We start from the raw sequence: 12208 nt of genomic DNA on the forward strand, positions 1-12208 counted from the left end.
CGCAAGCGCGCTTCGGGCTGAAAGCCCGAGAAGCGATGGGCGTTGTTTTGGTCGGGATTCCAAAACAACATGCGCCCGGTGACCCCTAGCCCGTGGGGCAGCCCGCAGGGTCGTCGCGGCGCATGCCGCGCTTCGGGCCGCAGGCCCGAGAAGACCCGAGGAAGGCGCAAGCGCCTGCCCCGGCCTGTTTTTTTGGCCAGACAGGCCCCGCCCACTCGACCAAAACTAGAAGCAAAACGCCTTCGCGTCGGTGCTCGATCGATTCTGACTTTTGAAACGGCATGCGAACGTCTGGGGGCGAAATAGGGTGCAAGTCAGCCTTGAGCATGAGCGCTCTGCCTGGGGGCGTGGGGTTTTTTAAGGGGCATTGCCCCTTAAATGCGCTTTTGGTTCCTTTTCGCGCATCCGAAAAGGGACCCGCCGCGCGGGGGCGGACTCCCCGCATCCCCTGCCGCCGGAGGGCGGCATTCCTATTGAAAAGAGCAAGGTGCCGCGCAGCTGCACATCTTTATTTCGCAGTTTGGTCAAGCACGTAGTTCATGTTGGCAAACTGGCCGCTGATCTTGGTGTAAAGGTACTGGGTGCGGACATAGTTCTCGTAGAGCTTCATGCTTTCGACATCCGAATCGACGTTGTTGCCGTCCGGGCGCAGCTCAACCGCGTCATTGGTGTGGATGGTGGCCTGGAACCGGTAGGACCCGCCGACCCCGCCGCCTTTCTCTTTCTCCTTGTGCAGGACCTTGTCGAAGGTCACCGACTTGGACTTGAAGCCCGGGGTTTCGTAGTTGGCGAGGTTGTGCAGGATCATCTTCTGCTCAATCGCCAGGCCATCCAGGCCGCTCTTCATCGCGTTGAACGCCAGTGAATTGTAAAGCATCTTCATCCCTCCGTCTGCGGCTCGGGCGCGGAAACCGCTGCCTGCGCGCCGTCCTTCTGTTTGATCGTCACCTGTTCGGCGAGCGGGCTGTCCTTGGGGAGCAGCCTGCCCATCACCACAAACCGGTGCTGGGTATCCCCTTCCCCGTATTTGATGGTACAGGTGGAAAGGGTAAGGATTTTGTCGTCCGGGCGGACCGTCACCCCATAGTCGTAGATCGACTGGTTTACCGCTTCCTGCGCGAGGGCGGTCAGCTCGTCGCCCGAGAGGTTGGTTTTGATGTAGTCGAGGCTCACATGCGGATAGAACACCGCGAAAATCTCCCACTGCATCGTCTCGCCGAGCACCGTCAGCTCGATATAGGGGTGGGACGCGGCAAACTCCGGGTCGGTGAACTTGAAAAGCTGGGAGAACCGCGGCCCGTCGGGGTTATCCTTCAGGTCGCTGTGCCCGTAGATCACCGTATTGGGGGAAAGGCGGGTGCGCGGGCCGATCGAGTTGGTGTAGTCGGCAAAGTAGCAGCCGTACACATCCTCCTTTTTGCGCTCGGTCCGGCGCAGGTACTCCACATTGTCCATCCCCTGCAAAACGCTGTCGTTGACGTCGGTGTCCGGGATCCGCAGCCATGCGACGGTATCCGGATTCTGGGAGCGCTCATAATTGAGCGCCTCGGCCACATCGACGTCGGTCTGCGGGCGTTTGCGCACCCCCAGCGACGGGGAATTTGGCTGTTGCTGCTGCTGGGAAGAGGCCGCGGACGAAGCCGGGCCGGCCTGCGCCGGGGCGTTGGACGGGAGCAGCTTTTTCACCGCGCTGCATCCGCCCAGTCCCGCCGCCAGCGACAGGGCCAACAGGGTACACAGAAATTTTTTCATGGATTCTCCTCCGGGACGCCCGTCCACGGGTTGACCTTGTTGAAGTCATTGTTGAGCAGGGTATCCTCGCCCTCCACGCCGTACATCAGCTCCGCGCCGTAGATATAGTGCGGGCGGGTGACGATGTAGGTCGAGAAGTGGTCGATCGAAACCGCAAAGGTTCCCTGCGAATTCGCGAGGATCGAACCGTAATAGTCGATCCGCTCCCGGTCCTCGTTGTAGTAGTGCCAGTAGAGGGTGTCGTCGTGGTACCGGTAGCCGAGGTTGAGGTGCAGCGTCGCGGTGCCGGGCAGCATCCCATGGTACGGGAAGTACATCATGACGATCCGGTTGCCGCGCAGGTCGTCATTGCTGCTGCGCCGGTCTATGATCTCCATGATAGCATCTTCCTGCGGGGTTGTAAAGAACATTCTGAAATCAAAGATTTCCTGCTGCGGTACCACGCGGGTCAGGTCGGACGCCTTGAACTCGATCGAGTAGTCGTTGCCCTGGAAGATGATCGTCTTTTCGGGGTATTTTTTCAGCTCCGCAAAGACGTTCGCGTTGACACGCGGGTATTCGTCGATCGCAATGAGGATCACGTCGCCGGAATTCTCAAAGTCGATGTCCTCGACGTCGAGCGGGGTGAGGTTCTTCATATTTTCCTCATCGTTGCGGAACACGCTGATGTTATAGGTCTTGGTGTATTTTTCGCCCGCGCTCGAGGTCACCACGATCGAGAACTGGTTCTCACCGTCCTGCACCGAAGCCGAATAGTTGCCGTTGTAGTCGCCGATCGAGCGGGTGCCCTGGAAAATCTCCATGGTCGCGTATTTGTCGGCCGGCTTCGCCTGGATCTCCACCTGGTAGCAGTCCTCGGGCACCACGACCTCATAGTCGGTGGTGGCGGGCCGGAAGTCGGGCGTCATCTGCCCGAACCCGGTCTTGGAGCTGAAGCCGATCTCGAAATCGGGGTTCATGTAGCTGTAGTTGACGTCCAGGTATTTCAGGTCGGCATTGGTGGTCTTCTCGATCATGTTCGGGTTGGTGAAGGTGATCGTATAGGTCTCGGTGGTGACGCCGTCCTCGGCAGTGACCACGATGGTGACCGTCTGCTCGACATAGATAATCGCGATCGGGTCGGAGCCGACGCCGCTCGGGGTGAGGATCTCCTCGATCTCGATGGTCGCGTTGGCGTCGTTGGCGGTTGCGGTCACAACCGTATCCACCGCGCCTGCGATCAGGGTCGCCTCGTAGTCATAGGTCGAGGCGGTGAACGGCGGGCGCAGCCCAGCCGGATAAAGCAGCTCGTCAAGCTCGACGTTGGTCGCGGTCAGGTTGCGCAGGCGCGCATCGCTGCTCGGCGCGGCCCGGCGGACCACCACTTTATAGATCGACTCGTGCCCGGGGTTGTATTCCTCGTAATCCTCCGCCCGCACCGTGATCGTGAATTCGGTCTGGGGGTTATCCTCATACCGGTTCAGCTCGTAGTCGCGGGAGGTGGAGCTGCCCTTGGTATCCGCGTCCTTGATCTGGTTGCCCAGGCCCGGCAGTATCCCCATGATGCCCTGGTTGCTCTTAATCCAGATCTTCTGCCCCTCCTGCCCGAGGAACGGGGTGAAGTTGACCTTCGCCATCGAGTAGGGCACGTCGAGGTAATAGGTGTCGTAGTTGTCGCCGCGGAAGTTCAGGCTCAGGTCGTGCTCCTGGTCCGCCTTGTCCTTGCCCTTCACCTTGAGGTTGAGCAGGTCGGAAATCTCGCTCGGGCGCGCCCGGTTGACCTCGATGGTATAATCGGTGAACCAGTCGCTGTCGCCGGGGTCGTTCTTCTGCACAGCCTCCCAGATCTGCTCGTCGGACTTGCCGTACCCGGCCTCCGAAACGACGATCAGGTGCAGCACGTCGGGGAGTTCGTCCTCGCGCAGGAAGTCGATGTCAACCGCCTTCTTGATCGAGAAATCCGAGGTGATGTCCACAAATTTCCGTCCGCCGCCGTTCGGCTTTTTCAGGTTGTAGACGCAGAGGATCTTATAAATCGTGCTGAGCGGGTTCTCGGGGTCGGGGGACTGCGCCGCCTTGATCTGGAGCTTTGCGGCCGAATAGGGCAGGTCCTTAACCACATAGGTCAGCGTGTTCTCGTTGACCGCCGGGGTGTACGGGACCGTCTCCCCATCGAGTTTCGCAAGCTCGAGCATCCCCAGCCCCGAATGTTTGGATGGGTCCGCGCGGCGGATCTGCAATTCGTAGACGCGGTCGGGGTTGGCGAGCGGGTCGTACCGGGTCGCCTCCGACCAGACCTTGATTTTCAGGTTGTAAAGGCCGTTTTCCAGCTGCGGGATGTCGGCGAGCTGGAGCCATTCCTTCTGGCCGAACAGCTGGGTCTTATACTGCTTGAGCGGCGGGTCGAACTCGACTTTTGCGTTCTCGTCGGAAGGGGTGGCGCTCATCCAGATCCAGTCGGTCATGTAGGGGACGGTATAAATCTCCTTCTGCACCAGCGTGGAACCGTCAAACGGGGTGAACAGGTTGGTCGTTTTCTCCTCCTGGTCGCCGTCGCGGTAGCCCTCCACCTTGATGAGGCTCGCGTCGACGCCCGGCGACCGCCGGATGATCTGGAGGATATAGTCCATATGGATGGTGGGGTTCTGCGCGGTGGTGCGGAAGGTCACGGTGATCGGCACCCCGTCGGGCAACGGCTGGCCCTGCCGGAAGAAGAGCAGCGTGATCCCCTCGCCGATCGAATCGGTGCGGTTTCCGCTCTTGACCTTGGACCACGGGTCGGTCCCGTCGCCCGAATCGCCCTTGTTCAGGAATACCCGGTTGCCGGTTGCGTCGAGATAGTACGCCTGCCAGAGGATATCGACCGTCTGCTGGGCAAGCGGGTGGTTTTTGGTGGGGATGAACTGGAGGCCGGTCGAGGTGTAGGGCACCTCGATGATGTACTGCCCGGTGTTGTCCTTGTCGAACTGCCAGGGCTCGGTAGTCGCCGACTCGTAGCCGACCACCTTGCCCTCCTGGTTTTCGATGACGATGGATTTCAGCCGCGCGTCGTCGCTGGGCGAGGTGTTGTCGACATCGAGGGTGATAATCCGCGTCAGCGCCGGGTCGTCGACATATTCGCCGGTGGCGGTGAGCTGCCCGTAGTTGATGGTCAGAACCGCGCGGCCCTTGTGCGCGGCCACCAGCTCGAGCGCGATCTTTTTCGGCTCAACGTCCGCCTCCTGCTTGCCGGGGTTGTTCAGCTTGATGCTGGTCCCCTGCTGGATCGCGTCGTCCGCGCGGATCTGCACCACCTCTTCTTCCCCGGTGAAATCCTCTTCGTCGGTCTCCTCCTGGGCGGTGTGCTCCACGTCGATCCGCACATATTCCGCCCAGCCGTTGCCCGAACCCATCATGAGGTTCAGGTCATACTGGTAGGGCTTTTTTGGGTCCCTGTAGCCCGGGATGCCGCCCTGGAAAACGTCCATCTCAAGCCGTTTGTTGCCGGTGAGCGCGGTGTCGATCACCGTTGCGCCCTCGGGGTTATGGGTCTGGTACTCGACCGTCTCCGGCTTGACCCCCTTGCCGCGGACGATGATCGGGATTTCAATCGTTACGTCCGATTGGAAGGTTTCCTTTCCGTCCGCAGTGGTATAGGAAACCACTGCGGAGAGGAACCCCTCCACATTTTTTTCCGGCAGTTTTTCTTTGTTCAGGATCACCTGTTGGGTGACCTCGTTCTGTGCGTTGGGGTCGTCGGGCGGCGGCGGGGAGGTGGTCACGACGGTCAGCAGGTCCTCCAGTTGGACATTCTGCCCGTTGTCGTTGGTGGTGCCGACCGTCCATGCGACGTCGAACTGCGCGTTCCAATCCTTGATCTTTTTGACCAGCCAGAAATCCTCGGTGATGAACTCGAGCGAGTTGCGCGGGTCGAGGGTGATGTACTGGCTGTCGGTCATGCCGACCTTTTTGCCGTCCTCACGCACACTGGCATCCACCCGCTCGGCAATCTCGTTGACCGCGGTCATCGGCGGTTTGATAGTGAGCGCGAGGGTGTTGGAAACCGGCTTGCGCAGGATGAGCGTAAACTCGGTGCCCTTGCGGATGACATCGTTGGTGTCGGTCGGCGCGGGCAGGAGCGTTGTTGTTGTGTTCCCTTGGTCATCCACTTCAAAGTGCCCGGGCAGCGACCCCCATTGATTCCCGTCCTTATCGGTAACCTCGTTTTCATCATCGGGGTTGCGGTAGCCCTGGTACTGTCCGTAGGGCTTGAAGAAGAACGACTGGTTCCCGGTTTCGGTTGCGACGCCGACCAGCTCGATCTGGAGCTGACCGTCCGGCTGGCGCAGGGCGCGCACATCGGTTACATTCCCGAACACGCCCTCCTTGCTGGCGATCTCGATCCCCATTGCCACGCCGCCGGGCTTCCCGTCGACCGGCTGCTCGCCCCGCGTGACCCTTAGGTGAATTTCACCAAACTCCTGCACGCGGGTGGGGTTGATCGTCGCGTTCTCTTCGGGGATGGCGGGCTGCCCGCTTGGCTTCTGGATGACGATACCAGTCCCGCGCAGGGTATAGTAGTTTCCGTTGAACATGATGGTGACGTCCGTCCCCTTGGGGTCGGGCGGGTAGTCCTTGGAAATCGTCAGCCTGCGCTTATTGCCGCCCGCGTCGCGGATCACCAGGTCCTCCTTGCCGTTCTCGTTCGGCTTGGGCGCGTTGTTCTGGGCGTCCCAGGTGAAGTTGTCGTTGACATCCTTGGCGTATCCCGCCTTGGTGGTTTCGGTAAAATTCACAATCGTACCGCTGACCGCGGTACGGGTTTCGGTGTCAGTGGGGTTTTTGTCCCACGGGTCCTTGGTAAAGGCCAGCGTCGCGGCCTGCTCGGTCGTAGCGCGGGAGGAATCCCCTGCCGCACGCGAAGAACCGCCCGCGACATTGATCGGGGCCGCATCCAGCTCGAGCGAAAGCCCGGACGAGACGCCCGCAGCCATCACGAACGCCAAACAGAAAGCCGTTATTTTTTTCCAGCTCATATCTATATTACCTCACAACCATCCAGATTCCGCAGGGATGCGCCCCTCATGCACCCTGCATTTTTGCATCCGGCCAGAGCACCGGAAAACCGTCCCTTGTTTTCCGGCGGCGGGAAAACCCGCTGACGCACCAGGCAGCCCCTTGGCCATCGGGTCCGAAGCAAGACCGCTTGGAGCGGCCTTTTGCGGCAAAAACCACCGCAGGCTCGAAACCGGCCAAAAAGCTGCCTCCGAGCCATCTGATTATACCTTACATTACACTTTTCGACCGCCTGCCGCAAAACACAAGTCCGGGCGGGAGGTTTTTTTATCCAGCTGCGCAGCACCTTGCCTTTTTAAGAAGAATGCCGCCTGTCGGCGGCGGAGGATGCGGGGTATCCGCCCCCGCGCGGCGGGTCCCTTTTCGGATGCGCGAAAAGGAACCAAAAGCGCATTTAAGGGGCGACGCCCCTTAAAGAACCCCGCGCCCCCCGACAAGCGCTCATGCTCAGGGCTGATTTGCACCCTCGGATGCCCCCAGACGATGGTGGGAGATGTACAGCGGTGCTGTACCTTACCTTTTTTAAGAGGTGTGCCGCAAGCGGCATTCCTGTGAAACAGGCAGCGTGTTGCGCAGCAATACAAAAAAGCATCCCCCCGGAAAATTCCGGGGGGATTGCCAAAAACATCAGTGTTTTCTCGCGTTGCGGTCCGCCTGAATGAAAGCGTCCCGCAGTTCTGTGACCAGAGGAATGACCTCCTCGATCAGTTTGGGGTCTTTTTTGAGGTTGGCCTGTACCGCCTGCCGGATGAAATAGTCATAAAAGGCATCCAGCTCAGCCGAAATTTTATATTGATGGTCAAGAGTCGCCCGCAGATGGTTGAGAATGCGCTGGCCCTTTTGCAGCGCCCGATTGATCTCGGTGATGTTCGGTTCCGGCTCGCGCATATACATTGCCGCGCCGCTGAACTGCTTGATGATCTCATTATAGAGCTTGGTGAGCATCTCCCCCTGCGTCATGGTCATAACCGACTGCTGCTGGTATTTCTGGTAGGGGTTCACTGGCATTCGTTTCCTTCACCTCGTTATTCTAAACTCACTCTGTTTTAGTAGCCGAACTGCTGGGAAAGCCATGCGCTCTGGGAACTCATCTGGGAAACCAGCTTCTCCATTGCGTTGAACTTGCTCCAGTAGCGGTTCTTCTCCAATTCATATGCATTCTTCAGGTTCTTGATCTTCTGCTCGATCTCGCTCAGGCGCTGGTTATAGTCGCTCGAAGCCTCGCTTGCGCCGCCCTTGACGCCCGCGATCTGGACCAGTGTACCCGGGCTGCCCGAGCTGGTGCTTGCCACGCCGTTGAGGATATCGTTCATCTTGTTACCGATGCCGTCCTCGCTGGTGAACAGCTTGGCGACCTCGTCGGGGTTGCTCTCGAGCGCCGCGCGCAGCTTCGCTTCGCCATCCGCATCCATGAAGAGCTTGCCCTTCTGGGTATAGTCGCCGGTGTCGATCCCGAGGTCATACAGCGCGTAGGCCGAATCCGCAGGCCGCTCGTAGAGCACCGAACGCATGGATTGCAGGAAGCTCTCGAGCACGTTGTCGCGGCGAAGCAGGCCGGTCTTGGCCTTCTCTTCCCACTTCTCGATCTCCTTTTCGGTCATCTCTTTTTTCTGTGCATCGGTCAGCGGGGCATAATCGCGGTATTCCGCGTCCGCATCGACCAGCCCGTTGATCTTGTCGAGCAGCGCGTTATACTCCTCGATGAAGCCCTTGATGCCATCCACGATCTGGTCGGTGTTGCGGTTGACGGTGAGCGTCTCCGCCTGGTCGGTGGTGTTGGTAAAGGTCATGGTCAGGCCGTCCTGGCTGATGGTGTTGCTGTTGCGCGCCATCGCCACCCCGTCAAACTCGAAGATCGCGTCCTTGCCTTCCACAAAATTGCCGATGCGCACAGCGCCGCTGTCGGGATCCTGCACCGAAGCCCCCCCGTCAATATCGGTGGTATAGGTGGTGGTGCTGCCATCCGCGCCGAATACCGATGCCATCAGGCTGCCGTTGGTGTCCTGGATGTCGATCTTAAAGCCATCCCCGCTGTTGTTTGCGGTGAGCGAGAAGGTGCCCGAGTTGGACTGGTAGGTCATCGTAACACCGGCGCCGCTGTTATTGACCGCGCGCATCATCTCCGAAATGGTCATGTCCTTGTTGACCTCGATCGTTTTGCCGTTGATCGAGAAGCTGGCCTTGCCATCCGCGTCGAACGCGTCCTTGAAGTACATGCCCAGGTCGCCGCCGATGCCGATCCGGTTGCTTTCGCCGTTGAGCACGCCGAGCGTGGTCTGGTTGGCGTTGTCGCCCGAGATCATCACAGTGCTGGTCTTATACTGGGTAGACAGCTTGAACCCGCCGGTGGTGTCGTCCATAGACATCTGGACCTTGCCCTCGCCGAACGCGAAGTCAACCTGCTCCTGGAACTGCCGCTGGATCTCCCGGCGCTGTGCGGCTTCGTCCGCCTGCTCCATCACCTTTTCCATATCAATCTTGACGGTGGTTTTCGCGCCGTCGTAGGTGATGTCCACATTGAAGGTGACGTCGCCCTCTGTTTTCGGTGCATTCGCAGCGGTCATGGTGCCGTCCTTGCCGAGGGAAGCGCCGGCAACCAGGCCGGTCATCGCGAGGCCCTCGCTCGAGGAGGAGGTCAGGACCTTGATCTCATCGGTATACTTGCCCTTGTCATCGGTGTTGGTGCTGGTGATGACCACTTTGCCGTCCGTATTGACGGTCGCACTGATCCCGTCAAACTTGGAAAGCGCCTCGTTCAGGCGGTCTGCGATCTGCTGGGGGGTCGGGTACTCGACTTTGTTGTCAGCGGCATTCTCCTTGACAAGATCGCTGAAATCCACGTCGATCGCCTTGCCGTTCACCGAAAGCGAGACGGTGCGTTCCTCGGCGAGCGCGTCTTTCATGGCAGTCTTGTACATCTCCGAGATGTTTGCAGTGCCTTCCAGGTCATGCTTGCCCGCAGCCGAGGTCGAAGTGACCTTGGACGCGGTCGCGAGCTGCGAAACCTTGACCGAATGGCTCCCCACCGCGGCGGAGCTGTCCACCGACGCGCGGATCGCAGAAGAGGTGGACGCGATGCTCATCGCATTGAAAAAGGATGGGCTCATCAAGCTGGTGCTGGAAAAATCGCTGAAGCTCTTTTTGAAGAACTTGCTCTGGAAACTGTTGATCTGGGTGATCAGATCGCGGTAGATCTCCTGTTTCCAGATGGTCTGCTGTTTCAGAGCATTCTGCTTGTCAATCTTCGCCTGGGTCCCGGAGAGCAGCGCTTCGACCATGCTCTCGGTGTCCATCCCGGACGCCATGCCTGAAAAGCCTTTATTGCTGCTCGGGTTATTTACGTAACTACTGGTAGAATTCACATTCATATTTCAGACCTCCGATGCTGCATAAATTGCTTCTATTAAAAATAATCGTACAAAATGCCCCAAACTAAAGGGACTTGTTTAAAAAGTGTGCAGCGGTGCAGCACCTTATGGCAGCATCCGTTTGGCCCCAGCCCAAACGGATAGGCGCTCGCGCCTTCCTCGGGTCTTCTCGGGCCTTTGGCCCGACGCGCGGCATCCGCCGCGACGACCCTGCGGGCTGCCTCACGGGCGAGGGGTCAGCGACCCCTCCCCGTGTGCCCCACCCCGGCAAGCTGGGAAGCCCGACCCGATCGGGCACTGTGTAATGGGGTTTCGCGGCACAGCCCAGGTCGAGTGGGTGGGGCCTATCTGAACAAAAACAGGTTGGGGCGGGCACTGACATGCGCGTCTTTTCCGCCCTGCTGGAGGCGGGCAGCGTTTTGGGGGATACGTAAGGGGGACACCCCCTTACGTGCACTTTTGGTACCTTTTCGTGCATCCGAAAAGGTACCCGCCGCGCGGGGGCGGACTCCCCGCATCCTCTGCCGCCGGAAGACGGCAGTCCTATTTAAAAAGGCAAGGTGCTGCGCAGCTGCACAAAAAAGCTCCCCTAGGCCCTCCCCAGCTGCGAGCCGGGATAGCCGCCGCGCGCGCCCATCGAGCCGTAATATTTCGCGGCCTGGGCGCCCTGCCCGCGGTTGGACTCCCGGATCAGGGAAAGGGTGCGCTCCCGCACCTCCTCCAGCCGGGTGTGCAGCTGGATATTTGCCTCCCGCAGACGCAGTCCCACCGCGTCGGAGGCGCGTGCCGCGTCATAGAACTGTGCGGCCCAGCCCGGCAGCTCCCCTCGCGAGGCTGCGGGATCGAGCGCGCGCAGCAGGGCCGGCTCCCCTGCACCGTCGCAGAACCCCCTGACCTGTGCTTCCAGCTCATCCACCCGTTCGATCAGCCTGCCGCGCTCCTCCATCCCTTCTTCGAGGTCGTCATCCTCACAGGTCAGCATCCGGAGCGAGACCTCTTCAAACCGCTCCAGCAACTGCTTTTTTTCGTCGAGCAGGCGGAGCAGACCGTCATATTCCTTCATAAAAACCTCTCGCTTTCCTCTGTATTTTTTTGGCCGAAGCCCTCTATACAAACTCGGATTTTTGTATTATAATCGAAGTATCCGGAAGGAGCCTTTTGCGGCCCTTCCAGGTCTGCGGGCCCTGTCAAAGCGTGCTGGCGTTTTGGCCCGCCGCCTGAAAATCTGACTACGCCATCCGAACGGATGGGCTGCATCATCGCGGGAGGCGTCTCCCGCTTTTTGTCATAAAAAGGAGGAACCTGCCTTGAGCTATAGCAAAAGTGATCCGAAATTTCCCGGCGTCATCAAGACGCTGGATGACCGCCCGGTCGAAAGCGGCACCATTACAGTCTCTCAGGAGAACAAAAGCGTGGAATTCCGCGGGGAATTCGTCCCGCTTTACAACCGCGGGGAACATCTGAAGATCGTACGCACCCAGGACGGTGTTGAGGTGATCAGTTATACCGGGGAGGTCTACCTGTCCTCGCCCCAGATGCTCCGGATTGTCTCGATCACCGAAGAGATGCTGCCCGGCGCGCGCAGCGTGTTCCTCTATGACGTAGACCTTCCCGCCAAGCTCCAGGCTGAACTGACCCGCCCGCCAAAGGGCAAGTTCGGCCTGTTCCACCGCAAGCCCCAGCCCCATGAAGAGGTTCTGGACGTGCGGGTCCACGCGGTTTCGCTGCGGCAGATCAAGTTTACCACCGAGGAGCTGCTCGACGAAACCCAGCCGCTTTTGCTTTCGCTCGAGGAACCGCGCCTCCAAAAAGTCCAGCTCACCATCAACCATATGATCGACCTGGGGCAGTCCAAACGCGGGTATAAATGCTCGATCGCCAGCATCGACGCCGCCTCCCGTTCCAACCTCGAAAGCTACATCAGCTACCTGAGCACCCAGAACAGCAGTTTCCGGTAGATTTGTGCAGCGGTGCAGCACCTTACCTTTTTTGAGAGGTGTGCCGCAAGCGGCACCGGGATGCGGGGTATCCGCCCCCGCGCTGGGGTTCTTTTT

Annotated in this window: 7 protein-coding genes; 1 reads left to right on the plus strand and 6 read right to left on the minus strand. The window is 59.6% G+C overall.

All coding sequences use genetic code 11. The features are described 5' to 3' along the window. Positions 1 to 508 precede the first annotated feature (508 nt). From flgB to C814_RS10920, 6 genes are all read right to left on the minus strand, one after another. Entirely contained in the window at positions 509 to 877 is a 369-nt protein-coding gene (gene flgB, locus C814_RS10895; protein ID WP_016317875.1) for a flagellar basal body rod protein FlgB, read from the minus strand. A gap of 2 nt (positions 878 to 879) precedes the next feature. Next, positions 880 to 1752, minus strand: coding sequence for a class B sortase (locus C814_RS10900; RefSeq protein ID WP_016317876.1), 873 nt, complete (start codon positions 1750 to 1752; stop codon positions 880 to 882). Continuing rightward, on the minus strand, positions 1749 to 6746 hold the full coding sequence (locus tag C814_RS10905; RefSeq protein WP_016317877.1) for a cadherin-like beta sandwich domain-containing protein: 4998 nt from the start codon (positions 6744 to 6746) through the stop codon (positions 1749 to 1751). The genes C814_RS10900 and C814_RS10905 overlap by 4 nt, the downstream gene beginning before the upstream one ends. A gap of 667 nt (positions 6747 to 7413) precedes the next feature. Beyond that, positions 7414 to 7794 (minus strand): flagellar export chaperone FliS, encoded by a 381-nt coding sequence (gene fliS, locus C814_RS10910; RefSeq protein WP_016317878.1) that lies wholly within the window; start codon positions 7792 to 7794, stop codon positions 7414 to 7416. Between the two features lie 38 nt (positions 7795 to 7832). Then, positions 7833 to 10154 (minus strand): flagellar filament capping protein FliD, encoded by a 2322-nt coding sequence (fliD, locus tag C814_RS10915; RefSeq protein ID WP_016317879.1) that lies wholly within the window; start codon positions 10152 to 10154, stop codon positions 7833 to 7835. Positions 10155 to 10743: 589 nt separating this feature from the next. Continuing rightward, complete coding sequence (locus tag C814_RS10920; RefSeq protein ID WP_016317880.1) at positions 10744 to 11217, minus strand: hypothetical protein; 474 nt, start codon at positions 11215 to 11217, stop codon at positions 10744 to 10746. Positions 11218 to 11461: 244 nt separating this feature from the next. Between C814_RS10920 and C814_RS10925 the strand changes: the two genes are divergently transcribed. Next, complete coding sequence (locus C814_RS10925; protein WP_016317881.1) at positions 11462 to 12112, plus strand: hypothetical protein; 651 nt, start codon at positions 11462 to 11464, stop codon at positions 12110 to 12112. Positions 12113 to 12208: the final 96 nt, after the last annotated feature.

Origin of the sequence: Anaerotruncus sp. G3(2012) (assembly GCF_000403395.2) — a bacterium.
Classification (GTDB): Bacteria; Bacillota; Clostridia; order Oscillospirales; family Ruminococcaceae; genus Anaerotruncus.

Coding starts and splice junctions, on each gene's coding strand:
- flgB (WP_016317875.1), bottom strand. CDS start 877: ATGCTTTACAATTCACTGGCGTTCAACGCGATGAAGAGCGGCCTGGAT.
- C814_RS10920 (WP_016317880.1), bottom strand. CDS start 11,217: ATGAAGGAATATGACGGTCTGCTCCGCCTGCTCGACGAAAAAAAGCAG.
- C814_RS10900 (WP_016317876.1), bottom strand. CDS start 1,752: ATGAAAAAATTTCTGTGTACCCTGTTGGCCCTGTCGCTGGCGGCGGGA.
- C814_RS10905 (WP_016317877.1), bottom strand. CDS start 6,746: ATGAGCTGGAAAAAAATAACGGCTTTCTGTTTGGCGTTCGTGATGGCT.
- fliS (WP_016317878.1), bottom strand. CDS start 7,794: ATGCCAGTGAACCCCTACCAGAAATACCAGCAGCAGTCGGTTATGACC.
- fliD (WP_016317879.1), bottom strand. CDS start 10,154: ATGAATGTGAATTCTACCAGTAGTTACGTAAATAACCCGAGCAGCAAT.